The 26,877-nt window shown below is 47.0% G+C and carries 16 protein-coding genes; 5 read left to right on the top strand and 11 right to left on the bottom strand.

Annotation, left to right across the window (positions count from 1 at the left end; genetic code table 11):
* Positions 1–19: 19 nt before the first annotated feature.
* On the bottom strand, positions 20–3,706 hold the full coding sequence (locus BM202_RS01415; protein ID WP_093822681.1) for a DUF6923 family protein: 3,687 nt from the start codon (positions 3,704–3,706) through the stop codon (positions 20–22).
* Positions 3,707–5,049: 1,343 nt separating this feature from the next.
* Complete coding sequence (locus BM202_RS01410; RefSeq protein ID WP_143100615.1) at positions 5,050–5,799, bottom strand: LytR/AlgR family response regulator transcription factor; 750 nt, start codon at positions 5,797–5,799, stop codon at positions 5,050–5,052.
* Positions 5,800–6,911: 1,112 nt separating this feature from the next.
* Here BM202_RS01410 and BM202_RS01405 point away from each other — a divergent pair.
* Entirely contained in the window at positions 6,912–11,207 is a 4,296-nt protein-coding gene (locus BM202_RS01405; RefSeq protein WP_093822679.1) for a hypothetical protein, read from the top strand.
* A gap of 103 nt (positions 11,208–11,310) precedes the next feature.
* On the opposite strand, the gene BM202_RS01400 is transcribed toward BM202_RS01405, so the two are convergent.
* From BM202_RS01400 to BM202_RS01385, 4 genes are all read right to left on the bottom strand, one after another.
* Positions 11,311–11,730 (bottom strand): hypothetical protein, encoded by a 420-nt coding sequence (locus tag BM202_RS01400; protein WP_093822678.1) that lies wholly within the window; start codon positions 11,728–11,730, stop codon positions 11,311–11,313.
* Between the two features lie 135 nt (positions 11,731–11,865).
* Positions 11,866–12,603 (bottom strand): SDR family oxidoreductase, encoded by a 738-nt coding sequence (locus BM202_RS01395; RefSeq protein ID WP_093822677.1) that lies wholly within the window; start codon positions 12,601–12,603, stop codon positions 11,866–11,868.
* Positions 12,604–12,669: 66 nt separating this feature from the next.
* Positions 12,670–13,548 carry a helix-turn-helix domain-containing protein gene (locus tag BM202_RS01390; protein ID WP_093822676.1) on the bottom strand — a complete coding sequence of 293 codons (879 nt, stop codon included), beginning with the start codon at positions 13,546–13,548 and terminating at the stop codon, positions 12,670–12,672.
* Positions 13,549–13,573: 25 nt separating this feature from the next.
* Complete coding sequence (locus BM202_RS01385) at positions 13,574–13,939, bottom strand: winged helix-turn-helix transcriptional regulator (protein WP_093822675.1); 366 nt, start codon at positions 13,937–13,939, stop codon at positions 13,574–13,576.
* 86 nt (positions 13,940–14,025) lie between these two features.
* On the opposite strand from BM202_RS01385, the gene BM202_RS01380 reads away from it, so the two are divergent.
* The gene (locus BM202_RS01380) at positions 14,026–14,829 is read left to right on the top strand and encodes an SDR family oxidoreductase (RefSeq protein ID WP_093822674.1); all 804 of its coding nucleotides are present in this window, start codon (positions 14,026–14,028) and stop codon (positions 14,827–14,829) included.
* Positions 14,830–15,276: 447 nt separating this feature from the next.
* Here BM202_RS01380 and BM202_RS01375 read toward each other — a convergent pair whose 3' ends face one another.
* The 5 genes from BM202_RS01375 to BM202_RS01355 form a co-directional block, all read right to left on the bottom strand.
* Positions 15,277–16,194, bottom strand: coding sequence for a helix-turn-helix domain-containing protein (locus tag BM202_RS01375; protein ID WP_093822673.1), 918 nt, complete (start codon positions 16,192–16,194; stop codon positions 15,277–15,279).
* Complete coding sequence (locus BM202_RS01370; RefSeq protein ID WP_093822672.1) at positions 16,181–17,173, bottom strand: NADP-dependent oxidoreductase; 993 nt, start codon at positions 17,171–17,173, stop codon at positions 16,181–16,183. Before BM202_RS01370 ends, BM202_RS01375 begins: the two co-directional genes overlap by 14 nt.
* 150 nt (positions 17,174–17,323) lie before the next feature.
* Complete coding sequence (locus BM202_RS01365) at positions 17,324–19,690, bottom strand: TonB-dependent receptor (protein WP_093822671.1); 2,367 nt, start codon at positions 19,688–19,690, stop codon at positions 17,324–17,326.
* Between the two features lie 36 nt (positions 19,691–19,726).
* A complete protein-coding gene (locus tag BM202_RS01360) occupies positions 19,727–20,068 on the bottom strand; it encodes a winged helix-turn-helix domain-containing protein (protein ID WP_317039664.1) in 342 nt (113 codons plus the stop codon).
* Positions 20,069–20,374: 306 nt separating this feature from the next.
* On the bottom strand, positions 20,375–20,887 hold the full coding sequence (locus BM202_RS01355; RefSeq protein WP_093822670.1) for a hypothetical protein: 513 nt from the start codon (positions 20,885–20,887) through the stop codon (positions 20,375–20,377).
* A gap of 509 nt (positions 20,888–21,396) precedes the next feature.
* On the opposite strand from BM202_RS01355, the gene BM202_RS01350 reads away from it, so the two are divergent.
* The 3 genes from BM202_RS01350 to BM202_RS01340 all read left to right on the top strand — a co-directional run bounded on the left by BM202_RS01350 (position 21,397) and on the right by BM202_RS01340 (position 26,869).
* The gene (locus BM202_RS01350) at positions 21,397–22,017 is read left to right on the top strand and encodes an RNA polymerase sigma factor (RefSeq protein WP_093822669.1); all 621 of its coding nucleotides are present in this window, start codon (positions 21,397–21,399) and stop codon (positions 22,015–22,017) included.
* Between the two features lie 99 nt (positions 22,018–22,116).
* Positions 22,117–23,238: a FecR family protein gene (locus BM202_RS01345; protein ID WP_093822668.1), complete on the top strand. Its 1,122-nt coding sequence runs from the start codon at positions 22,117–22,119 to the stop codon at positions 23,236–23,238.
* A gap of 196 nt (positions 23,239–23,434) precedes the next feature.
* Positions 23,435–26,869 (top strand): TonB-dependent receptor, encoded by a 3,435-nt coding sequence (locus tag BM202_RS01340; RefSeq protein WP_093822667.1) that lies wholly within the window; start codon positions 23,435–23,437, stop codon positions 26,867–26,869.
* Positions 26,870–26,877 lie beyond the last annotated feature (8 nt).

Genomic DNA, 26,877 nt, shown 5'->3' with positions numbered 1-26,877 from the left:
GCTACATTGCTTTGCTGATTTACTGCTTCATAAACCGTTGCCGGTATAAAGCTCCTGAAACTGTTTTCACTTCAATTACATAGAGTCCCGTTGGCAGACTCTGCACGTCGACTAAAGATGTGTTACCCAGTTGATGCAATACCAGTTGGCCAGCCAGCGAGTACAGAGTCGTCTCACTCACTATCTGATTGGTCAGCGTAAGCTTAAGTTTATCCGATGTTGGATTAGGGTAAACCACCAGCATTTGGCCAGGGTCATCTCGGCGAATACCAATGATCTGAGAGTAGTTAAAGGCACCACCCAGATCTACCTGCTTCAACCGATAGTAGGTGAGTTCGGATTGAGGGTGCGTATCAACAAAGGTGTATGTCTGCAGAGCTTCGATGGTCCCTTTGCCCGCAACCCGGCCAATTGTTTCAAACGATTTTGCATTTGTGCTGCTCTGCACGTCGAAGTGATCATTATTTTTCTCCCAGGAGGTGGTCCAGTTTAGCGTGTTGCCTGTATTTTCAATCCATTTACCCTGAAAACTCACCAAATTAACCGGCATGGGCGATGTGAAATTCAGAACAGCGGTACCTGTATTCGTTGACTCCTTCCCCGCATTGTCGATTGCTTTGAACGGAATACTTACGGGATTCGTGTCAATGGTGGGATTGACTAAAATCGGTACAGTTGGATTCCCATTGCCATCGGTCGCCACAATCACTCCCGCAGGCGAACCACCACTGAACTCGGCCGATGTAGCTGAATAGACAGTTCCGTTTATCGTCAAACTGGTTGTGTTGCTTGGGAACGCAGTAATTCGAATACTGGTCACTGTTCCTGGTACTACGTCACGGCTAAGCGTGGTGTTCGTGAACGTATTGGCAGGAACCGTTACGGGTGTTGCTCCTCCAGCATTCACCACTGTATTTACTCCGCCACCTGTAGTAGGCAATTGCTCAATGCCAAAATTAACATCGCTAACGCTAGACGTACCAACCGCGACGACCTGTACTCCGTTGGGTGTACCATCGCTCCCAACTCCCGTACCGATCGTTTCGCCTGTGTTTACATAGCCTGTCGGCACACCCGGGGTTGAGCTCCCCGCCGGATTCGTTGTCAGGACTACTGTATAGGATGTGTTGGAGGTTGCACCTGTAAAGCTATAGGTACCAGTTACTGTTACCGGTACGGTTGCCATAATAGTGCCGTTTTGCACCAAACTTACATAGACCGGCAAAGCTGGACCATTAACACCTGAACCATTAACTGTATTGTCTACCAGTCCGTTGGAATCATTTAGGACATTGCCGGAGATTGTGCGGGAAAAAGCGGTAAAGGGAACCCGAACGACAGCCGGAACAGAGGTCACACCCGCATTATCGTTCACGGCATAGGTGAAGGTCGGATCTGGCGAGGCCCCACTCGTGCCGGTGGTGGCTCCTGTAGCGGTGGGGTTCAGGCTCAGTTTGGTGGGGTCGAAATTGGTGATCACCTGTGTGCTACTCACCGCTGTGCTGTTGTAATAAAGCGTCCCATTGGTGGCCGGGGTTAGCGTCACGGTGCGACCCGTTAGATTCGCTGGATACGTACCATCTTCCAGATCGGAGCCACTAAAGACTGTCGAACTAATCGGTGTAGGCGTTGAGCCACCTGGATTAGGTCGGGGCGTATCTACCGCTGCCACTACGACGGGTTTCTTGTCGATACCGAAATTGGCATTATTGACCGAGGCCCCGGCGATTGTGAGATTGGTGAGAATACCATTAATAATGCCATCGCTACCAGTTCCTGTGCCAAGATGCTCACCCGTGTTGGTGTAGCTGGCCGGGAGTGAAGCGGTCGTACTGCCTGATGAATTCGTGCTCAGAACTACCGAATAAATGCCATTGCCAACGTCTGAAAAGCTATAGGTGCCCGTTGCCGTTACGGGTACAGTGGCCAGAGCTGTCCCGTTACTACTAACCAAAGTTGCATAGAGTTGAGCGCCATCCAGACTGGTACCATTAACCGGTGTCAACGCCCCTGTACCACTGGTATTGACCAGGCCGTCGGTCAGGCCATTGCCATCATTCAATACGTTCCCTGATAGGGTATAGGCCGTAAAAGGAACCCGAACAACAGCGGGTACCGATACGACACCCGCATTGTCGCTCACGGCATAGGTGAAGGTCGGATCTGGCGAGGCCCCACTCGTGCCGGTGGTGGCTCCTGTAGCCGTGGGGTCCAGACTCAGTTTGGTGGGATCGAAATTAGTGATCACCTGTGTGCTACTCACCGCTGTGCTGTTGTAATAAAGTGTCCCATTGGTAGCCGGGGTTAGCGTCACGGTGCGACCCGTTAGATTCGTTGGATAACTACCATCTTCCGGATCAGTACCGCTAAAGACCGTTGAACTGATCGGAACCGTAGCCGTACCCACAGGATTAGGCCGGGGCGTGTCGACTGCTGCAACCACAACAGGAATTCTATTAATTCCGAAGTTTATGTTGCTAATATTACTGGTGGCAACCGTAACGGCAAGCCGGCCATCAGGTGTACCATCGCTCCCCGCGCCAGTACCGATGTTACCGCCCGTATGTACCACACCACCCGTCAGCGTGGTGCTCGGCGGTGCGGAACCGATAGCCGACACGCTATTGCTTACAACAACTGTGTAAGAACTATTTACACTCACACCGGTAAAGGAATACGTTCCATTGGTCAACGGAGTAGTGGCCAGGACTTGTCCATTGCTCACTAAATTGGCATATAACGTATTGCCCGACAGCGTACTAACGGGCGTCCCATTCACCGTATTATCGGTCAATCCATTGGCGTCATTTAAAACAGAACCCGATAAGGTGACAATAGGAATAGCAGCATTGGGGCACCGGGCTCCATCATTGTCATTGGTGATAGGGCCATTATTAAGGAAAGTTGCCGTAGCATTGCCCGTCGATACGTTAGGTATTTTGTATAGTCGCCCAGTCGTGTTTAATGACGCGTATATCGTACCCGCATTATCAACGAAAACCGCCCCGAAGCCTTTACCGGTGTCGGTAATTCCTGTATATCCCAAATCAGTCACAAGACCAGTGCTGGGGTTAATTCGATTTAAATGGTTATCAACCGCATCAATACCATATAATTGTCCATCAACAGGATTAAAGGCATAGTCAATAATTAACCGATTTGCATCAACAGGACTTAATGTTATATCCGAAAGCAGCTTTAAATAATTTGCTGAAGCTGGATTCAAATCAATTCGCTTTAAAGTCGCTCCAGCACCCGGATTCGAGAACGCCCCCCGATACAAATAAAGCACCCCATTGGCGTCAATATCACCGGCATTGAAAGGAACATCGTTCGGCAACCCTGTAATGGAATAGGTTGTAACGGTGAAATCGCTGGCGATACGTACAAGTTGATTGGTTCCTCTTCTGTAACCCCATATATAATTATCTTTTACATTGTAGCCAATAGCATTAACCGAGGTGTTGCCGGAGGTAAGTAAAGGCCCACCTGCCAGAGTACTGACGCCTGTTAGAACATTTACCTGGAAAACCCGGGTATCGCTATCAAGCGATGTTCCGTTGGCATCCGTATTGCCAGCAAACAGGTAAGAACTGGCGCTGGCACAACTAAACGTTGGTGGTTGACCATGCAAGGGATGAGTAACCAATAAGGCCAGAAGACACCAGAAAATAGTCAGATTAAGTAAGGTAAATATTTTTTTCATTCAGCGTTGTATTTTTGGAAATAATTTAAATTATGTGAACATTGAAAAGCGGCAATTCAAGGGGAAATAATATTCATAATCCATTAAAATTCAAACATATTTCTTCTTCAAAAGGACATAATTATTGGACTCAAAAAAAGATTTTTAGGACTGAAAAAATAAATTATATCCTTCGGATAAGCAGCTCTGTTTTTGAAAAATTGTCCGTTTTTTTGATGTATAATCACTAAAAAAAGACAATTATTTTATCCAAGAAACTAGATACGATGATTGGAGTCTGACTTTAATAAGTATAACGAAGCGTTATATCAATCAAGCTTTGTTAGCGTAAACCAGTATAGGAGCCGTAAAAAAAGTAGCGGTATCCATTAACCGATTTAACTGGTATGAACGAAATGATGAGTTGCTAAATAAAAAGTTACTTAATTTGGACTATTGCAAATGTATGTTCTTTGCTATAAAGACTCAGCCTGTGTAGAAGCCATTTAATAACAACAGCAACTTAATATGCATGAACGGGCCGTTTTACTTATATTAAAAAGCAATTATTTTTATGACAAAAGCATTTAAAAATTAGCCTGAGTTATTTAATGTTCTGTTCTCTTGATTTTATGAGAGATTAGATTATAAAAAGAATTGATCAGTATTTTTGTGTGAGCAACTTTTTTATGTATGGGATTTTGTTTCTATGACCGCCTACAAACAAAGTGTTTAGTAAGGCTGGGATGAATTCCTATTTTGTCTGCATAGGTAACACAGCCCAATAATTAGTCGCCCCCTTTGCGACGGGGTTAGCACTAATGGTTTAAAAAAACGTCATAATTTCGTCCGCTATAAAGCTGATTCTGACCTATTATATACATAGGACGATGGCCGCCATTAGACTAAGATGGACACACTCAATGCCTACAGGTGATTGACCTCACAAAGCCCAGGTGTTAAGTAGTATATTCAACAAACAGAAAGTGAACTCGTCGACATACAAAATCAAACGCTGTTCATCGGGCGTCTTTTTAATTTCAGGAAGAGTTCTTGCTTTGACTGATTACAGGGCCCATAGCCTGTTATCGTGCACTGTGTGGGGTAATTTGATAGCCTCAGCCGACTGACTCATCCAGGATTAAGGTAAGTCAAACGCCAGAGCAATGACTAGTTGTGTTCCCAGCCCACCTGATTGAGTACGGCATCGGTTATTGTAGCGATGCTTATGCTAGTTGTCGTTCACTGACCAATGAAATAAGAAAACAAACCCGCCAAGCGGGCTTGCCAATCGACAAGCTAATGGAATTTGTTGCCAGCCGACTTTCACAGAATTTCTGGAACGATCAAAATTTAAGGAAATACTAATCAATTTCTTCTGTTCGGTCAAAAAGCCTTAATAAACCCTCTAATCTTGGCCGAAATGATATACCGATCGGAATTTTCAGTTGACCGAGCCATAAATAATTGCGGTCAAAACTGGTGATTTTAGTAATGTTGATCACATATGATTTATGTACGCGCAAAAACAGTTTTGAAGGTAATAAATCAGTCAACGTCACTAATCGTTCATTTACCGTACGAACCTGTCCATCACTAATTACTTTCGAGTATATTCCATAAGCTTCTACGTAATCAATCGACTTAAATTCGAATCGTTGAATCTTACGACCCATCTTCAGGAAAATAAAATCGATCTCGGCCATACTTCCCGAGCTTATTTGAATGGATAAAGCCCGGTTAATTGAAATCAGCAACCGCTCGTAGGAAAAGGGCTTAAGAAGGTAATCAACCGTTTTCCCGATTTCGTAACTATCAATAGCATATTCTGGATAAGCACTGGTAATAATAACCGGGGGCAGTTCAGAGTAATGCTTGAGTAGTTGCAACCCAGACTGCCCGTTCAGCTTAACATCCAGAAAAAGCAAATCGACTCTCTGCGTAGCTAAAAGACCTAGTGCTTCTTCAATACTTGAACTAACTGATAGGGAATCAAAAAAAGGCAATAACGTGAGTTGTTGTTTGAGGTAATTCGCATCGGCCTCTGAATCGTCCAAGATAAGACAACTTTTACTTTTCATTTTTAAAATCTGTTTTGCCTGGATAAGGAACACTGATTTGATTATCGACGTAGCTTTTATCAAGCATTCTGTTCAGAGAATGGGTAGAAGAAGCCGCAATTGATTCACTAAAAGTTACCGAGAAATAGCATATAGCAAGCGAATTTCCGAAAATTATCGTATTCCAGACTTTAATATTCCTCCAAAAAAATGAATCATTTCTCTATTTAATAGGCCGGAAAGAGTTGTTCATGACATAAAATAGCTAGTTAGCCTTATTATTAATACGTATTGATATGTGTGTAAATTAATAATTGTACACCTTGTCCAGCCAGAGGTAAGAATTGAATAATCAGTCTACAATAGTTTTGAACGTTTTTATACATAAGCTAACACTGCCGATTGCACTTAATTAAAGCACACCCGAAATTGATTTAATGGTATAATACCCAGTGTATCAATGTTCAACTACTGAAATAATTTTTAATAAATAATTCACTGACGTTTGAATGTACTAATGATAAAATTAGGTTCATTCATGTAGTCAAAAATGAGAGTTGGTATATTATAAATTATCGTTGATGTATAATCAAGTAATACCCAAGGCGAGGTGTACGCCTAGAAACCTAACTTTGTGCTGCTTAATTCATGTAATAAGACTGCATGTTTTGCAGGCTTTTAGGCTTCCGGACTAATGTTCACCCCTCTATTTGATTCATTATGAAATACATTCCCGTTAAACTCATTAAGTGCATTTATCCATGTGTCAATAAATATTGTCGAGCCAATTGGGATCGTCATTAGCCTCATTAAGTGGACCCAGTAAAAGGTAACAGATTGCATCATGCTCCGCAGAAAATTCTGATTTAAACGCTTGGTGACAGTGGTTCGTACCAGATCGACCACACATATAAAGATTGTCCCGTCCTTAAGCAGACTCAATGGTATTCAACTTCGTAGCCCTGTTCATATAGCTCAGGGTCCGGTGCAAGCTGAACCGAGCTTAACGAACTGGCCATTTTAATCTGATGAGCTGAGCCTTGTCAGGCTGGTATTCAAATGATTAAGCGGTTAGGGATTGACGTTTAGACCGCTCCGATTTTTGCGTTTTTGTGCACTTGCAAGCAATTATTAATTAACCATCTCTCTTTCAGTCAATAAATCACATGACACTATCTCTATTGTCTGGCCCTTCTATGGCGTATCCTCAACTGTTTCGCTACCGGAATCTACTATTTTTGACCGTGCTCTTACTGTTCATTTTAAGCGGTACGCTGCTGAGAGCACAGGTTTCGGCCCCTTATTGCTCAGATTTTTTAACTAAGTGGAGCAATCCCAACTGGAACTTTCAAGGGCCAGTATCTACATTTAACCTTCCTTTAGGAGTTGCCACCGATGGACAGGGTAACGTGTATGTCGGTGACTTCGCAAGCATCAGAAAGTTTGATGCTACTGGAACACTATTGGCCACCTATGGAAGCCTTGGATCGGGTAATGGCCAGTTTCAGTATGTCTATGGGCTGACCATAGATAGCCAGGGCAACCTCTATGTTGCCGATGCAGGAAATAATCGTATCCAGAAACTTTCGGCCAGTGGGCAGTTTGTGGCTTCCTATGGAAGTGCCGGATCGGGTAATGGTCAATTTAATCAACCGCACGACGTAGTGGTGGATGCTCAGGGCAGTATGTACATTACTGATTATGGGAACGATCGTATCGTCAAGCTAAATGCCAATGGGCAATGGGTAGCTAGCTGGGGAAGCCAGGGACAGGGCGTCAATCAATTTTTTCGTCCCTGGGGTATAGATCTGGATAGTCAGGGTAATATGTACATCACGGATAGTGGTACAGGGAATACGGGCGGTAATGGTGGTAATAACCGTCTCGTCAAACTCGACGCCAAGGGGCAATGGATTACGACTTGGGGTAGTCAGGGAACACTTGAGCATCAGCTAAATGAACCAAGAGGTGTCGCTGTGGATGCACGGGGTAATATCTATATCTCTGATCGAATTTGGGTTCGTAAACTCGATCCGAATTTGCAACTGGTTGGCATTTGGGGCGGTGCCGGATCGGCTAATGGTCAGTTTGATGAGACGATGGGCGTAGCCCTCTATGGGTTGAACAACATCTATGTTGTTGATCGAAATAATATCCGCGTCCAAAAGTTTGGTTGTCCCGATTGTACAACTCCACTGATTACGGCCCAACCAGCCAATACGACGGTAACGACCGGCCAGAATACCAGTTTTGCTGTAGCGGCTAGCGGGGCTAATCTAACGTATCAATGGCAAGTCAATACGGGCAGCGGTTTCACTAATCTCGCTAACAATGCTACCTACTCGGGTGTAAGTTCAGCAACGTTAAGTATTTCCAGCGCCACTACTGCCCTGACTGGCTTTCAGTACCAGGTAATCGTCAGCAGTGGCTACTGTGCCACCACATCAATAGCCACGATACTCACCGTGACCTGTGCTCCCCCAGCCATTACGGTTCAGCCGACGAATTCCACCGTCAACGATGGGCAGAATACCAGCTTTGCGGTGACGGCTACAGGCAACAACCCAACCTACCAATGGCAGGTAAACACAGGCAGTGGTTTCACGAACCTGACCAACGATGCGACTTATTCGGGCGTCAACTTACCTACGCTTAGCGTGCTTTCGGCCAGCAGTAGCCTGAGCGGCTACCAGTATCGGGTGATCATTAGCAGTAGTACGTGTCTTACTACGTCGACCACCGTTACGTTAACGGTCAGCCAGCCGGTTGCGCTCCCTTGTACCGACTTTTTGACCTCTCTTGGCAGTAGTACAGAGCTTAATATTCCGACTGGAGTAGCGGTGGATGGGCAAGGAAACGTCTATGTCGCCAGCATGGAAAACTCCCGCCTGGTCAAGTATAATGCGGCTGGTCAATTGCAGGCTACGTGGACGGGTGGTCAGGGGAATGGTCAGGTGTCTGCTCCCTATGGAGTAGCCGTCGATGGCCAGGGAAACGTCTATATTGCAGATACCTACAACCACCGTATTCAAAAGCTTTCGGCCAGTGGTCAGTTTCTGACTGCCTGGGGTAGTCAGGGGTCAGGGAATGACCAGTTTGATCGGCCTCAAGGGGTGGCCGTCGATGGACAGGGGAATATCTATGTCACGGATGAAGGAAACAGTCGCGTGGTCAAGCTTAGTGCCAGCGGGCAATGGATAGGCAGCCGGGGAGGGCTTAGTTACCCTCGGGGTCTGGCTGTGGCCCAGGGAAAGGTTTACATCGCGGAATCGGGTAATAGTCATATTGTTATCCTAAACGATAACCTACAGGATGTAGGCACCTGGGGCAGCCAGGGGTCGGGTGTCAATCAATTTAGTTTTCCGACTGGCATTGCCATTGATGGACAGGGCAACGCCTATGTGGCCGATAATGGAAACAACCGTATCGTCAAGCTTGATGGCAATGGGCAATGGCTGGGAACGTTGGGTAGCCAGGGGGCGGGCAATGATCAATTCCAAAGTCCTGCAGGTATAACGGTTGATGCGCAGAACAACATCTACGTTGCTGATTCATTCAATAGTCGCATCCAGAAGTTCGGCTGTGCCGCTGGGCCGGTTGCCAACGGGCCCAGCTGCGATACCTACGTCACCAAAAAAATGGCCGATGGGTTAAGCAGTGATTTCGTGTCGAATGTATACGCTCTAACAGGGCCAGGCAGTACGACCGTCTATGCCGCTACCAGTGAAGGTTTAAACATCTCGACGGATGGCGGGCAAACGTTCACCAACGCCCCATTTTTTAGCATAAGTGATATGTTTTCCCTGACAGGTGCCAGCGGAACAACCCTGTATGTGGCCAGTTTCAACGGGTTGATGATTTCTACCGACAATGGCCAGACGTTTACGACCCGGACCACAACCGATGGATTAGGCAATAACTACGTGCTGAAAGTGTATGCGGTAGGTACCAATGTGTATGCCGCTACGTATGGCGGGGTAAGCATCTCGACGGATGGCGGGCAAACATTCACTACCAAAACAACAACTAATGGATTGGTGAGCAATGAGGTAGTCAGTGTCTATGCCGTCGGGAATACGGTTTATGCCATTACAAATAATCCTGGTAATCAGGCGGGAACCACGCTGCATGTTTCTAACGACGGGGGCCAGACGTTTACTACACGAGGCCCGTCTGATGGGTTTGGTACGAGCAGCATGCTGAATAGCGCTGGCGCAAACAGTCTTTATGCAGTAGGTAACACAGTTTATGTTGGAACTGGTTTTGGCCTGTATATCTCTACGAATGGTGGACAGACGTTTACGGCTCGAACCACCGCCAATGGCCTGGGTGGCGACGGCGTGTCTGATGTGCAGGTGATTGGCAATACGGTCTATGTCGCGACCGACAATGGCTTAAGCATTTCTACAAACGGAGGCCAAACGTTCATCAATAAAACAACGGCCAATGGGCTGGGCGCTGATCGGTTATCGGCTGTTTATGTAACCGGAAATTCTATCTATATGGCTACCCAGGGCGGAGGGATATCATTCTGCCCACCCGTCTCGACGGTAGCCAGCCTCACGCTCACCCCGGCGGCTACGCCAGGTTCTGGCTGTGTGGATAGTCCGATAACGCTTTCGGTCGCTGTAGCAGGCGGTACGGCTCCGTATAGTTATACCTGGGCTGCACCGGCAGGCGTAAACCTGTCAGCTACCAGCTCCAGCGCCATCTCAGCCACAGCCACTACGTCGGGTGTACAGACCTTCACGGTTACAGTGGCTGATGGTTCGCTCACAAGTACGGCTACCATTGATGTTACAATCAATACACCACCGGTTGCCAGCCTAACCAGCAGCGGCACTCTCTCCCAGACCAATACCAGTGTGATGCTAACCGCTACACCTGGTGCCGCCAGTTACTTATTTAGTGCTGGTGCCAGTCAGGTCAGCAATGGCAATACCGCAACGGTGACCACACCCGGCTTGTATTCTGTCACCCTGACGGCTGCCAATGGCTGCTCAGCAACGGCCACGACATCTGTTACCGCAGAAAGTCTCCCAGATTTGACCCCAATCATGTATGCAGGTCCTGCCGTATTATATGGAACGGGCTCCATTAGCGTGGTAGTCAGTGTAATAGAAGTGAACAAAGTTGCCAGTCAGGGGCCTATCACTGTTTACATTGCTAAAGATCCTGCCGTGAGCCTGAGCCTTGATATGAGCCTGAACATAGTAGGCGGGCGCCTGGTGCAGAACCAGGATTGGGTGTTTAATAATTCAGATCCATCCGTTTACATACTGACGACTCAGCGATCAATTGGAGCCGGTAGCAAGTTGTCCTTTGGATTAACGGGGTTGTTATCACCGGGAAATACCAGAGGGTCTTTGGGAATAAGTGCCCTTGTCGTGGGAGGCAGCGGTGGTGAGGCTCGAATCACCAATAATTCGGATGCAGATAAGATCGATTATTTTAAAAAGTAATCTTTTCACTTCTGGCTGAGACTGAGTCATCCAGTTGGAGCCCGTCGCCAAATGATCAGCATTCTAAAACAACCTGGTAGGCGATCATTCAACATTAAATGGATTAATAAACTACCCTGCTGCAAGAAACAAAATAGCTAGTTTTTGAGGCTTGGTGCCCGCCAGTGACGCAGATCATCCCTGGCGGGCTCATAGTTTGGACATTATGATTCGATTTGCCAAAAAGTGGCGCACCTGTTACAGCCGACTTCAATGGTTGTCCATACACATGAGCATGGTTCCGAAGGCAAGGACCCATTTCAGGCAGTTCCTTTATCCTCTTTTGCTTCAGCAGACTGGTTTTGTTGGTGCCCGGTTTCTCAGCGAAACGGATTGCCGTCAGGCGCTTATCGTAACTGTATGGACCAGTGAAGCTCACCGCCAGCGAGCCGACCTTAACAGCGACCTTCAAGCCGCCTTTCAACAGTTGAGTGATTGCTTTGCGTGCCAATCTCAGGTGATCTATTGCGAGATGGTTGGCCAAATTTGATAGCTTAAGTGTCTTGCTATAAGGATAATACGTAGCATTTGGGCGGTAATCAACTGGCTTCCCGAATTCACGTCGATTCGATGAGAGGAGCTGTCCGTAAAGCAGCCTTACTTATTCCTGTTCGCTAGTTTACCAGGGGCAAGTTGCCGGTTCAGGAACGTATTCTTCACTGAAAAATTTTCCGGTTGGCCCATCCTGGCCAATCAGCGCATACGTAACGATACGTTGGCCTGCCTCGTCGACTGTACTTGTGCCTTGATGGTTGGTGAAATCGGTTTGGGTGTAGCCAGGGCAAACCGCATTGACTTTAAACGGGGTATCACGAAGCTCATAAGCCAGATTGATCGTGTACATATTCAGGGCCGCTTTGGACGATTGATAGGCGACAAACCGGGTGGGATAACTGCCATTGTCCAGGTCGGCAGCCAGGGTGAGCGAAGCCATGCTGGTGCTCACATTCACAATCCGGGGTGCCGGTGATTCTTTCAGTAAATCGATAAACGCTTGCGTTACGCTGATCACACCGAATACGTTGGTTTCGTAAACGGCCTTAAATTGATCGATCGTTGTAACAAGGGCTGATTGCTGAAATCCTCCCGAAACACCTGCATTGTTAATAAGTACGTCCAGAACAGCCGTTTTTTCGCCTACTACGGCACGGGCAGCCTTAACCGATTCGGGATTGGTAACATCCAGTTGTAGGGCTTCGACGTTGTCCAGTCCTAATGCGTTGAGCTTTTCAGCTGCCAATAAACCACGTTCCAGACTACGACTCCCTATATACACGAATAATCCGTTTTGGGCAAGTTGTCTTGCTACGTCAAAACCAATGCCTTTGTTGCCGCCTGTTACTAATGCTACTTTCATTTTATACCTGTTTTAAAACGAAGCAAAACTAGTCAGCGCACACCCAGCCGGAATGGACAAATCATCTTACTTGCTGGACAAATCGCGAAGGTCCTCTACAAAAGCACTGACGCTCTTGCCGGTATTCTTTTTAAAAAGCCGGGAAAAATAATTGGGGTCAGTAAAGCCCAGTTCATAAGCCAGTTCCTTGACCGAGACAGTGGAGTAATGCAGTTTCCGTTGCGCTTCCAGCATCAGCCGGTTCGTCATCCATGCCTTGGGAGAGAGTCCCGAAAATTCCTTGACAATTCCATAAAGACTGCTCGTGGTCATGGCTAAACTTTCGGCGATGGTCTGCACATCCTGCTGTTCGGTCAGGTGCGTTTCAACAACCAGTTTAAATTCTACATATTTCGACAGCTTAGCGTCCGACAGGGTATCCTGATTGCCAAGGACAAAGTAGGCGCTGTTAAACTCCGTTAGCAAGGTGTTTAAATGCGCTAAAATGATTTCAGTCGGTTTTTGCTTTCCATCAGCATGAGGCAACTGAAATAAAATAGAAAAAACGGCCTTTACCCGCTGTTTGGCCGCGGGGTCAAACGTGATCGTGTTTGAGTTTAAGGGATTAAGTAGAAAAGGATAAGCTTTTGGAAGTAGCGTTAGCGTGTGTTCATCGAATCCGACTTTATAATTTTGGGTGTTTTTGGCTTTTGGTGGATTGGTGAAAATTTGATTAGGTAGCCCAAACGCCAATTGACCATCGGAAACGGGAATCGTTCGTAAGTCTATTTTATATGTTTCTGAACCCTGTTCGATAAATACAAAACAATAATACGTTAGCTTATGGGGTTGAAGCAGCTTCTGCAAGACATCGTCCGGTAAGGCGATGGCACAATTTTCATTGACCGTGATCGACAACTTATCGTGGTGGGTTACTCTGCCCAAAAATTCCTTCGTTTCCTGCATTTCTCAAGAGGTTACACGTAACGGTTCATTCCGATTCGCCCCTGATCTTCAGCCGATGCTTTAAGCCAAATTCGATTAAGGCATTGATGAGCGGTTGAATCTCAATCGCATGCTGGGTCAAGGCATAGGAAACCGTCACGGGTTTGGTGTTATTGACCGTTCGGGTTATCAACCGGTTTTCTTCCAGATCCTGCAATTCTTTCGACAGTACTTTGGGTGTTATGCCGACGGATGTACCCTGCAAATCTTTGAAGCGCATGGTGCCGTAGTTGTATAGATTTAGCAGGATACAGAATTTCCATTTACCGCTGATCAATTCAATGGCATCTTTTAAGGCCAATATTCTTTCCCGGGAGAGTTGAGGATCTTTTTCACATGTTTCGTTCGTCATAAAATAGTCACTATCTTAAAGGTAATCGATAGTAAATGTATAGCTAATAGACGATAGGTTTGCCCTGAAATAAAAAAATAAGCAAAATGACCAGGACAATTTTCATTACCGGAACCTCGGCAGGCATCGGTAAGGCAACGGCTAAACTGTTTGCTTCCAAAGGCTGGAAGGTGATTGCGACCATGCGCAAACCCGAAAATGAAACGGAACTAAATCAATTGGCTAACATAACTCTATTGCCTTTGGATGTAACCAGCGTTGATCAGATCAACGAAGCAACCCAGAAAGCGCTGGCCCTGGGTGATGTGGATGTCGTCTTTAACAACGCGGGCTATGCTGTGCTTGGGGCGCTGGAAGCCACGACCGACGAAGAACTGGTTCGTCAAATGGAAACTAATTTCTTTGGTACGGTGCGTGTGACTAAGGCGTTTATTCCACATTTCAGGGCTAAACGATCGGGGTTGTTTATAACCACAAGCTCTTCAGCGGGTCTAATGGCATTTCCTATCAGTTCGATGTATGATGCCAGCAAATGGGCCCTGGAAGGTTGGGCCGAGAGCTTATCGTTCGAATTAGGTCAGTTTGGTATCGGCATTAAGAACATCGAGCCGGGATTGGTTTCGACGGATATGGCCGAACGGTCGGTATTTCCTTCACATCCAGCCTATAAAGCGTTGGCAGAGAAGTTTTTTGCTGTCTTGAGTAGCCCTGAAACTACAATGTCAACGCCCGAACAAATTGCGGAGGTGGTGTACGAAGCAGCCACGGATGGTAAAGATACGTTGCGGTACGTTTGTGGGGAAGACGCTAAAGCTATGTATGCGCAACGCCTTGCCGCAGGCGATGAGGCCTTCAGAAAAAGCATTAAGCAACTGATGTTGGGCAATTAAGCAATTATTAGTTAGCCTCACCCCCTCAGGACTTTCTCCTGGAGCCGTGCCACGGTTACCATGAGCCTAAAAAGTAACCGTAGCACGGCTCCAGGAGAAAGTCCTATAACTATACCTAAGAGTCAAACGTTGATCTATTACATTTTACTTGAATACTACGTTACGTAGTGTCCGGATGATGTAGCAGGTTAATGTTTGATTCTTAGGCTTATACTGATAAGTGAGGACTAGTAATCAGTCCCGCGGTTCACAAACAGACAAATGTCACATTGGCTAAACTGGATAAGACAGATGGGCGAAGCGGTGTCTGTTTACATAAGAGCGTTTATTTACTATGTACGTAATACGTCTCCGGCCAAAGAAGGGGCTGGTGAGGATACAGTAACCATCCGGTATAATTTAACAAGGAGGTTTAACCGTGTCAGGTGACGTTGAGATCGACACTGCTCAATGGAAGGACGCTCTAAACGCCAGCGGTGACTGGTTCGTTTTTGTTTTGAACAGTTTGCTAAACGATTGCAGATGTTCAAATCCCAGTTCGTACGCAATTTCACTGATGGTTAACTCGGTGGTTGACAGCTTTTCTTTCGCTTTTTCGATCAGCTTTTCGTGAATGTGCTGCTGGGTATTTTGTCCGGTCAGTACTTTTAACGAACTGCTTAAGTACTTGGGGGACACATTCAGGGATTGTGCGATATGCCCGACCGTTGGCAGTCCTTGTGTTATTAAATCACCACGGCCAAAATAATCACTTAACAGGTGATCCAGACGTTCCAGCAACTGATGACTGGATTTCTCCCGGGTAATAAACTGCCGATGGTAAAATCGGTCGGCATAGTTAAACAGGGTTTCAAGGTGCGAAATGATGATGCTCTTGCTGAACTTATCGATATTCGAATGGCACTCCTGCTGAACATTTTTGATGATATCAACCAGTAAAGTCTCTTCTTTTTCGGATAGGAACAAGGCTTCATTGACCGAGTAATCCCAAAAGTCATAGTGTTTGATTGTTGTGGCCAAGGACGTACTCCAGAGAAAATCAGGATGGATGAGCAGCATCCACCCTGATTGTTTAAGTTGTACCGCGCTCTTGTCAACAGAGAGGCCTAGCACCTGGTTAGGCGATATAAAGGACAGAATACCCTCATCGTAGTCATACGTTTGCTGCCCGTATTTCAATTTCACTTCATTGGCATTGGTCACCCTTTTGAGGCCAATGCAATAGAAGTCGCAAAGCCAGGCGGCCGGTTCGTTCAGGGTTAAACTACTAACTGACTCCACTTCAAACACGCTGATTAAAGGGTGCTGTGGTTTGGGCATCTGCCTGAACTGCAGAAATTCACTGATGGTTTTAAAACGCTTCACCAGGTTCGTTTTCCTTTCTTATTTCAAGTACAATTTTACCGCGCACGTGTTGGGTTTCGCTTTGGCGATGGGCGTCTGCGATTTGTTGCAATGGGTATATTTTGCTCACCACCGCTTTCACTTTCCCCTCGTCAATGAGTTGGGTGGTGCCGCTCAGTGATGACGTATACGTAGTTACACTACCACCGCCAACCATGATTCCGGTGGCGTTCTTTTTTGCCAGTGCGTTCAGGAAGTCATCACTGAAGGCTTGATCCAGATGCGTACAGACAAAGAGGCCACCTTCCTTTAGTACATCAACCGACTTTAACCGGATGTTGTTATCCCGAACGGGCGTAGCGTTGAAGACAAGATCAATATCGCGCAGTACTTTTTCGAATGGTTGATTTTGGTAGTCGATCACTTCATCGGCACCCAACTCCTTCAGAAAATCAACATTATAAGCCGATGCTGTTCCGATCACATAGGCACCTTTTGCTTTGGTAAACTGCACCGCCAGATTGCCCACGCCACCGGCTGCCCCATGAATCAGCACACGCTGCCCCGGTTGTACGTTACCCAAATCCACGATACCATTCCAGGCAATAAGCGCACAGGAGGGGAGGGCCCCGGCCTCATTAAAGGTGATGTGGTGCGGCATCAACGAAAACTGGCTTGCCTTCGCTGCAATATATTCCGCATAACTGCCATCGCCTGGGAAATTCGGAACCCCATATACTTTGTCACCTTTTTTAAAATCAGTCACCTCCTTTCCGGCTTCCTCTACAATACCTGCTGCATCCAGACCCAGGCCCAGAGGTAACGTCAGAAACGATCGCAAAACCTCATTTCCGCCCTGGCGGATAACATAATCGGCAGGATTAACGCTGCTGGCATATACCTTCACTAAAATCTCGTCGGCTGCCGGAACGGGGCGTTCAATTTCCTCCAGTTTCATTACCTCTGGTCCGCCAAATTCATGAATTCTGATTGCTTGCATAATTCTGTTTTTGTTTATGCAAAGGTCTGCACTACGTTCAGAACAGATTTAGCCAAAATGCCTTTTAGCTTAGCCAAAATTTACGGTAATAAATAACCCCTAAACCACATTTCGTTGCGGTTTAGGGGTTTACAAAGCTAAAAATAACGCCTAAAAATTACTGCTCAACGTAATGCCATAGGTTCTGGGGTTCCCTAAATGAGCGGCTCCGAAATTATAAGCGTAATCAATGTAGGTTTTGTTGTTCAGATTACGTCCCCAAAAAAACAACTCAGCGTGTCGGGATGAGAGGCCGATTCGGGTGTTTATTACGCCGAAACCGTTCTGAGATATAAGGTTTGTCAGATCGAAATACTGTTTCCCGACGTAGTACAATTCCCCCCGGGCAATTAACCGGAATTGACGGGCTCCGCCTAAAGGATAACCGTATTGTAGGGCCATCATGGAGGTTACGTCTGGTGTAAATATCTGTCGGTTGCCCGCTAAATTCACCGCTTCGCCATTCGATGCCAGATTGAGCGACCCGTATTTAGCATCCGTATAGCCTGCCTGATACGCTATTTCCAACCCTTTAGCGGGTGTTGCCTGCACCTCAATCTCCACCCCTTTACTGTCTAATTTTCCCGCATTTCGGGTAATGGTTATCGCATCGGGCAGGATTAGCGTAGGGACCTGGGCATCTTGGACCTGCGTGTAAAAAGCCGCGAGATTCAACCGGATTCGATTGTTCCAGAACGTATTTTTCAGCCCAATTTCAAAATTGTTGCTGTACTCGGGTTTGTAGGCATACAGGGGTGGCTGCGACGGATCGGACGAAAGCTGGGTGATGCCACCCGCCCGAAATCCCCGGCTATACGTAGCATAGACCTGATGATTTTCGGTGACTTGATAGGACAGGCTGGTTTTAGGCGAAAAGGCTTTAAAATTAGCTGTCGACGACGTATCGGGCCGGGTCACCATGGCTGCGTCACCATCCGGTTGAAACTCTCCCAGAACGGATTGCTTTTTGTGTTCATAATCATACCGGAGACCAAGGGTTGCTTTCAGTTTAGGGTTGAGGGCATAGGTCCCCTGTCCGTAAAGGGCCACGCCAAAACTCGTGCCCTTATTGGTATTGATACTGGTAAAAAATGGGAACGGCGCACCCAGCTGGTCCGAGTTCTTCCCAAAATGAGTGCCTAGTTTCGTTGGGTTATCCTGGTAGAAAGCATACGTACCGGCAATCCAGCTAAAGGCCGATGTTGAGCTGGCGGGTGAGGTAAACCGAAATTCCTGCGTACCTACCTGTACGTTATTCCATTTTTTACCGTAATCGTTGACAATCGTCACACCATCAATCGGCGAAAAATCACCGTCGATCGGGTGGTCGTAATAGCGATAATTGGATTGATAAGCCGTTTGGGAGGTAAACGTGAACGCTTTCCCCGAATGATTCACCGATAAGGACGTATTGAAAATATTATCGATCAACTGACCGACGGCATTCTGGTTGACCGTAAATGGATCGGTAAACGCATCTTGAGTGCTTGAGGCTAATGGGAAAGAACCCCGATTTCGGTTGGAATTGTGCTTTACATTCAGCGTCAACGACCAGTTTGGACTGGCCAGATACTTTAAATAATAATTCCCCATAAAATAATGCGACCGGTCAAATTTGGACTGATCAAATACATTCGTGTAAAAACCTTCCTGCTGACCATACAATGCCGATACACCCAGGAACAATCGATTTTTTACCAGGGGCGTTCGCAGGCCGGCACTATACCGCTGCTGGCCGAAGCTGCCATAATTGAGTTCGACAAAGCCCCGCGTCTTATTGTCTGGTTGTTTAGTGATAATATTAATAACCCCGCCCATGGCATTGCGTCCGTAAAGCGTTCCCTGTGGACCACGTAGTATTTCGATCCGTTCAATATCGAGGAGTTGGGCGATATAAGTATCCAGGCTAAACTGATTAACGCCATCAATATACGTAGCGACCGTAGGGTCGTAAGAGGTAGTGGTAATGCCCCGAATGGACGTTACGTTGCGGCCATCGCCGGGACTGGCCGAATACAAATTAGGAATCAACGCTGTAAGGTCTTTACTCGTCCATAATCGATAGTCCTGAACCTGTTTAGCCGACAGTGTCGAAATACTGAACGGGAGCTTTTGCGGGTCTTCTTCGACTTTTTGAGCCGAAACCGTTACTTCGTCCAATCGATTAGTGGCTGTAGTAAGTTGGATTGTAAGTTCCTGATTTTCAGTGGTAAACGTAACGGATTTATGGGCCGTGGCAAAGCCTAATGCGCTTACATTCAGTGTATATCGACCTGGTGGGACATTTGAGATCGTAAATTTCCCCTGCTCATTGGTAGAGGCTCCCAGGTTTGTGTTCAATAAATAAACGGAGGCACCCGCTATGCCAAGCGACTGCTGATCGGTGATCGTACCCGAAAAATGACCAGGCGTCTGACTTTTCACGGTTGGCATAAACGTAGTGAGTCCGATGCACAAAGACCAGATAAATTTCGTCATAGACTTAAGAGAGAGTAATAGAGCGAGTTGGTTCAGTTAATGAGGAACATGGATTTCTTCGGCAGCCATAAACTGCCTGAATCGCTCTTGCAATCCCCGGTAATACGTCAGGTAGGAGATTCCCACGGCAGTAAGGGTAGCGCCCCCCCCTTTTTCACCCCCGGTTTGGGTGCTAACCAGCGGTTGTTCGGCAAGTCGATTGAGCGAACTAACTAAATCCCAGGCTCGCTTATACGACATATTCATGGCTTTTGCTGCCTGATTGATGGAGCCGGTACGTTGAATATGGTCCAGTAAATCCATACGGCCAATGCCTATAAAGCGCTCGCTTTCAATGGTTTCCAGCCAGATACGGCCATTGATACGTAAGTTGATCATACGTAATGAATAGTAATGTTTTAGACAGATCAGTGCCTTGAATGACAAATAGAAAAAAGCCAATCCGTCCAGGCTACTTACCCAAACGGATTTTTATTTTCCTGAAATTCTCGGCGAAGATACGGCTGAAGGGGTCTTTCTTTCGCCAGATTGCAGGATTACTCCACAGAAACATAGCTTAGAAAGAGAGAATAAGGGTCTTTAGCTACTGATGACTACCAATTGGTAGGCTGTATAAACTGGAGCTTTATCCAGTTTATACTTTAACGCCTGCGTGGAGAAACGTTATACCCGGATAGATTGTGTTTATAGTTGCTCCAGGAGATTAAGCTTATCTATAGATAGTTTTTGATCACGTCGTGCCTTGGCAATGCCTTGTTGATACTTATGGATCAAGGTCGTGTAGTGGTTAAGTAGGCGGGCACTCCCTATCTTATTGGCTTGAACAAGAAGAGCTTCCAGTCGTATAATAGTTGAGTCGAGATGCGCAATCATACCCGTATGAATCTGAATCTTCTTGCGGAGTAAGCCAATAAGCTCCTGCGTATGCTGGCTTATAACAGGCTTTGCTGGCTTCTTCAAAAGCTTTTTCCATTGTTTTTCCAACGCCTGCATAGGGGCTGAAAATGACGTTCCATCAAATACGTCCAGTGGAATCTCGGTTGCACCATTTTCGTCAACAATATGTGCACTCAGAATGGCGTCGCCCTGCGCACTAACGATGTTTATTAAATCTAAACCGAGTTCTAATGTGCCCGGCTGAAAAGAAAATATTTTTATTTTCTTTTTTTCGTGTAAGGCGGTGAAGAATAATACCATAGCCGAAGTCTGATTATGATGTAACCGAAACTTTTAATTTAACCATCTTTTTGTTTTTGGTTGTTTCGCCATGCTATACTAAATTAGATTGAATTAACCCTTTTTAAATAAGTTTATTATTCACTAAATGTATGATGAATTTAATGGTATCATTAAGTTTTTATTGATTTATTATCATATGGATACACGCTTGTGTAGGGGTGTGATACGCTGATTAGACAATAAAAAATAGTACCAAGTCACAGAGGCAACTGGTTTAAATGAATACACCTCTTAGTATGCCTGAGACAATCAATTTGATACCTTATTGTTGATCTAATGCCAAAAATTGATACGCCGAATTTTCTTCAAAGAAACGTGTAAATAAGGCGCATGTTTTCACGAAGACTTATGCGCGTGGCTACTCATTGTTGCCACCAATTTCATTCTAATTAAAAAAATATAACCTTTGATCAATATAATAGTATACCTGACATCTTTGGTGTTAGTGCACTAAGGCTATTACATCTTTGGAACGGTTTACGTCAACTGATTATAGAAATCTGGCTCATCAGGAGCTATGGCAACGCTTCAAAGCCGGAGACGAACGGGCTTTGGGTGAACTGGCACGCGTACATTATCCAGGCCTCTATAATTACGGTCTACGGTTAACGACCGACGCTGAGTTGGTCTGGGATACCATTCAGGATCTGTTTCTGGAGATTTGGGATCACCGGGCGACAATTGGCAATGCCGTTTTCGTTAAAACATACCTGTTAAAAGCACTACGTTATAAATTATTGAAAGTACGGGGGCATCAATCACCGATTCATATCGATGAATTCGAATCGGTTAGCCTGCCTTTTTCGGATTCGATTGAAGAGGAAATAATTAATAATGAGCTACATACGGAACAGGAGCGCTTGCTGCATCAATTAATGGCTGGCCTGACCAAACGTCAACAGGAAGTGCTGTATCTGCGGTTTTACCAGAATCTGGAGAATCACGAAATCGCGCAGATACTGGGCATGGAACGGCAGAGTGTAGCCAATTTGCTTTACCGGACGTTTAAAGAACTTCGAAGCCAATGGTCGCCGGATTTGCTCATGTCGCTGCTGCTAGTGGCTCTCTCCAACGTGTCATCCTGCTAAATTGCATTCTAGGCGAAAATATTTTTACAATTTCCTGAGTATTGTACGGCGGGAAAGAGCACTATAGAAACAGAAGCTACCTGTACTATTTGCTCCGACATGGATTACAAGACGTATAAGACCGACGATTTTCTGTTCGACGAATCATTTCGCCAGTGGACAGCCGGCACGTCACCCGAGGCAACCGCTTTTTGGGAGCAGTGGCTAACGCAAAATCCGGATCGGGTTCATGTCGTTCGCCAGGCGCAGGAGCTGGTGCGGGCACTGAACGACCACTACCAGGATGACGCTACCGACGCGCGACTAACGAGCGAGCTGCGTCGATTAGTCAGGAATGCGGCAGAACGCCGGGAGGCTGAAGCAGCCGACACGCCCAGTATACCATTGGGTCAACGCATTTCGCCGTGGCGATGGGCTTCCGTTGCGGCTGTGATCATCCTGCTTGGTTTTGGTCTCTGGCGTTATGGGAATGTCAATCGACGGGTGGCCGCTGAATCGTATACTCATCTAACGAAGACGGCCCAGGTTTCGCTTCAGGAAACGGTCAATACCAGCGATCATGTTGTCAATATCTTACTATCCGATGGGAGCGCCGTAACCCTGCGACCCAAAAGCCGATTGAGCTACCCGGCTCAGTTCAAGGCCACTACCCGGGTCGTATACCTGGATGGGGAAGCCTTCTTCGACGTAGTGAAAAATCCGGCGAAGCCTTTCCTGATCTATGCCAACCAAACCGTCACGAAAGTATTGGGGACCACTTTTCTGGTGCGTGCTTTTGAAAGCGAAAAGAATGTAATCGTAACCGTACGTACTGGACGGGTCTCGGTGTATACCCAACAGGATTTTGAAAAAGCCCAACAGTCGGGTTTGCGCCGGATTCAGGGCGTCATTTTGACCCCGAATCAGCAAATGATCTACAATCTGGGGGATCATCAACTGATGAAGGCACTGGTCGAGAAACCAGCAGCCATCATGCCCGAAACGGTCAGCCGGGAGCAGGTATTTGAGGACGCTCCTGTTGGCAAAGTCTTCGCGACCATCGAACAAACGTATGGCGTAAAACTTCTTTACAATGACGATGATTTGTCGGCTTGCCTGGTGAACCTCACATTTACCAACGAAAGTCTGCTTGAGCGGCTGGATGTCGTTTGTCAAACCATTGGTGCGTCCTACGAAGTGCTGGATGGCCAGATTGTCATCAACAGTAAAGGTTGTAAGTAATTGCTGTAAATAGTCTGAAATCTTTACCCTATTACGTATTGCCTATGAAGCATTAGTCCATTTTTTACAAAAAAAGCCAGTGATGATTCCGGCATCACTGACTCCAAGTACACCCTTCTTGCGACCCTCATCATGGATGAGGTTGGGGGTTCTTTGCCCATTCCTAATCGTAAATAGCCAAAAAACAAGCAAAAGTATGAAAGAACTTCGACAACCGCTTAGTCTGTTGTGTAGCCTTATGAAATTTACTGTCTATCAGTTACTACTAGCGGCTATTATCGCCGGTCTGGCTACGGCCCGCCCGGTTGAAGCACAGCAAGTTATGGATCAGCGCGTTACCCTGCGGGCCGATAATTTGACCATAAAATCGCTGCTTAACCAACTGGGAAAACAAGCCGACGTCCGGTTTGCCTACCGGTCGGCGCTTGTGCAGTTGAAAAACCATGTATCGTTAAACGCCACGAACCAGCGGCTGGGTGAGATTCTGGACAACCTGCTGCAACCGCTTAATGTAGCGTACTACGTGAAAGGTCGGCAGATCATCCTGAATCAGGAGGCCACTCCGAAGGGGATTGACGTGCTTCCGCCCACCAATGAGGAGGCCGTCAACGACCGCGCCGTATCAGGAAGTGTGTCTGATGAAGCAGGCGCCAGGCTGCCTGGCGTGAGTATTATTGTAAAAGGAACGACGCGTGGCACCACCACCGATGCCAACGGCCAATACAAAATGACCTTGCTCACCGGCGATGCCACCTTGGTATTCAGCTTTGTCGGTTACATGAGTCAGGAAGTTACGGTGGGTGACCGTAGTGAACTGGACGTACGATTAGCGACCGATACCAAAAACCTCAATGAAGTGATCGTGGTAGGTTATGGTACGCAAAAACGGTCGGATCTGACGGGGTCAATTTCGTCCGTAAAGGCGGAAGAAGTAAAGAGCTTGCCGGTACGTAGTATTAACGAAGCCTTGCAGGGGCGGGCTGCCGGGGTTCAGGTAACCCGCAATGATGGTTCGCCGGGGGCCAGTTCGGATATTGTGATCCGGGGCGTCGGCTCCATTGGGGGTATGTCTCCGCTGTACATTGTTGACGGCATCCGGATGTCGTCGGGCAACAACTTCAACCTGCAGGATGTAGAATCCATCGAGATTTTGAAAGATGCCAGTGCTGCCGCTATTTATGGCGCTCAGGCCGCCGGTGGGGTTGTCCTGGTGACAACGAAACGCGGTACTACGATGGACAAGATGAGCATTAATTTCAATGCGTATTACGGCGTTCGGAAACCCCTTAATCAATACAAACTTCTGAATACCGACGACTATTATACCGCGAAAACGGCTTTCGGGGTGGCAACCAACAGTTGGGGTGATCCCGCAAAATTGCCCGATAACGATTGGGTAAAAGATTTGTATGGAAATGGTATAGAACAGAGTTATTCGCTCTCATTATCAGGGACTTCGGCAAAAAGCAATTACTACCTGTCGGCCAACTATCAGAAAGAAGGCGGTACGTTCATCGATAACTATTTTGAACGCTACGGGCTTCGATCCAATGCTGATTTCAAACTGAACAAAAAGATCCGGGTAGGGGAAACCCTTTATGCCTGGATGACCGGCACCAATCCGGTGGTCTCTACTACGTTGCCCTTTCGGTCAGCGCCGGTCGTGCCTATCTACGACCCGACAAATATCTATGGTGGCTGGGCCAAAACAGGCAACTACTTTGGTGGACCCAACCTGGTTGCCCAGGAATATCAGAATCACCAGTTGAATCAGACCTATGCGCTGGAAGGCAACGTATACGCCGATTGGGAAATCATTCCCGGTCTGAATTTCCGGACTACGTTCGGTGCTTCGATCTACAATGTCAAGAACTACAAATTTAACGAAGCCTATGATTACGGCATCGTTGCCAACCGGGTGGCAGCCCTGAGCCGGGATATTAATAACCAGCGTAACCTGACGGCCAACTTCGTGTTAACGTATGCCAAAACCATTGGGCAGCACGAATTTAAAGCCCTGGCTGGTTACGAATCCTATAAATCAGACCTGAGTTCGTTGAGTGCCTCGGCGCAGGGTTTTCCTTACGTTACCTATAACTTAGGTTTAGCCACCAACCCCAGCAGCTACGTAGCGAGCGGGGGGGAACTGCCGCAAACGCGAATTCTTTCCCAGTTCGGGCGGATCAACTATACCTACGCGAGCAAGTATCTGCTGACGGCGACCATCCGCCGGGACGGCTCGGATCGCTTTGGCCCGACGAACAAATTTGGGGTTTTTCCCTCGGCTTCCATTGGCTGGAAACTGAACGAGGAGGCCTTCGTTCGGGATAATGTTACTTTCCTGTCAAACCTCAAACTAAGGGCCAGTTACGGGAAACTGGGTAGTACCAGTAACATTCCTCAGTACACGTATCTGCCTTCCTACGGCGGAACGAACGGGACAAACAGCCAGGGATTAGCCGACGGCAGTCGTGCCAAAGGCTACGCGCTGACGGCTCAGTTAGCCAATCAGAACATCAAATGGGAGTCGGTTCTTCAAACGGATATCGGGCTGGATATCGGGCTGTTGAAAAATGCATTGAATATCACGGTCGACTGGTATAGCCGCCAGACCCAGGGCATGATTTATCAGGTTCCGGTGGCGTTGTCGGCGGGTTTTGGGGCTTCAGCGGTGTATACCAACATTGGTCAAATGAGCAACAAAGGACTTGAACTGGCGGTAGATTATCGGGGTAAAACGGGCGCCTTCACCTACGGCATTACGGCAAACGCGTCCTTCAACCGCAACCTGGTGAAACAGTTGGATGGGGTGAACAACAACCCGATCACCGATGGCGCGGCCGGACAGGACCTCGACGGAAACGCAGCCCGTACCGAAGTCGGCCACCCGTTGAGTCAGTTTTATGGCTATCAGGTGGAGGATATTTTTCAGTCGAATGCCGACGTCACTACGTTAAACGAGCAGGCACAGAAAGCCGCCGGATCAACCAGCGTTTATTACCAGAATGCCGGTACCGCAGCGGGTGATCTGAAATTCAGAGATGTGAATGGAGACGGACGTATTACCATTGCTGACAAAACATTTATTGGCAACCCCTGGCCCAAAATGACCTATGGGTTTACGTTAAATCTGGGTTGGAAAGGACTGGACTTAACGGCGCTGTTTCAGGGTGTTCAGGGAGTAGATGTGTACAACGGCAACAAATACTTCACCCAGTTCATGTATGGAGATTACACCACCACGAGGGATATATTTAATTCTTCCTTCTTTAACGGAAATGGCTTGACGGATCAGCCTCGAGTGGGTTCGACAAGTGCAGCGGGTGTGTTTTCGCGGGACCCGAATGCCAACTACGGCCGTGTTTCCGACTACTTCGTGGAAGATGGTTCATTCCTGAAACTGAGGAATTTGCAGATCGGCTATACCATTCCCAATTCGCTCATGAAGTCCCTGAAAATCTCGGATTTGAAAATCTACGTGCAGGGACAGAACCTACTCACCTTTACCAAATACAAAGGGCTTGATCCGGAGGTGCTGGGACGAAACGGGACGACGGCCCGGGGAATTGACACTATCTATTCCTATCCACGCACAATGCTACTTTCAGCGGGCATCAACCTGAGTTTCTAACCTCCAAC

The organism is Spirosoma endophyticum, from assembly GCF_900112365.1.
GTDB classification, from domain to species: Bacteria; Bacteroidota; Bacteroidia; order Cytophagales; family Spirosomataceae; genus Spirosoma; species Spirosoma endophyticum.
This window is presented reverse-complemented; position numbering and strand designations above follow the sequence as displayed.

Excerpts from the sequence above, each read along its gene's own strand:
- BM202_RS01415 (WP_093822681.1), bottom strand. The coding sequence starts at position 3,706 with ATGAAAAAAATATTTACCTTACTTAATCTGACTATTTTCTGGTGTCTT.
- BM202_RS01405 (WP_093822679.1), top strand. The coding sequence starts at position 6,912 with ATGACACTATCTCTATTGTCTGGCCCTTCTATGGCGTATCCTCAACTG.
- BM202_RS01395 (WP_093822677.1), bottom strand. The coding sequence starts at position 12,603 with ATGAAAGTAGCATTAGTAACAGGCGGCAACAAAGGCATTGGTTTTGAC.
- BM202_RS01390 (WP_093822676.1), bottom strand. The coding sequence starts at position 13,548 with ATGCAGGAAACGAAGGAATTTTTGGGCAGAGTAACCCACCACGATAAG.
- BM202_RS01385 (WP_093822675.1), bottom strand. The coding sequence starts at position 13,939 with ATGACGAACGAAACATGTGAAAAAGATCCTCAACTCTCCCGGGAAAGA.
- BM202_RS01380 (WP_093822674.1), top strand. The coding sequence starts at position 14,026 with ATGACCAGGACAATTTTCATTACCGGAACCTCGGCAGGCATCGGTAAG.
- BM202_RS01370 (WP_093822672.1), bottom strand. The coding sequence starts at position 17,173 with ATGCAAGCAATCAGAATTCATGAATTTGGCGGACCAGAGGTAATGAAA.
- BM202_RS01365 (WP_093822671.1), bottom strand. The coding sequence starts at position 19,690 with ATGACGAAATTTATCTGGTCTTTGTGCATCGGACTCACTACGTTTATG.
- BM202_RS01360 (WP_317039664.1), bottom strand. The coding sequence starts at position 20,068 with ATGATCAACTTACGTATCAATGGCCGTATCTGGCTGGAAACCATTGAA.
- BM202_RS01355 (WP_093822670.1), bottom strand. The coding sequence starts at position 20,887 with ATGGTATTATTCTTCACCGCCTTACACGAAAAAAAGAAAATAAAAATA.
- BM202_RS01345 (WP_093822668.1), top strand. The coding sequence starts at position 22,117 with ATGGATTACAAGACGTATAAGACCGACGATTTTCTGTTCGACGAATCA.
- BM202_RS01340 (WP_093822667.1), top strand. The coding sequence starts at position 23,435 with ATGAAAGAACTTCGACAACCGCTTAGTCTGTTGTGTAGCCTTATGAAA.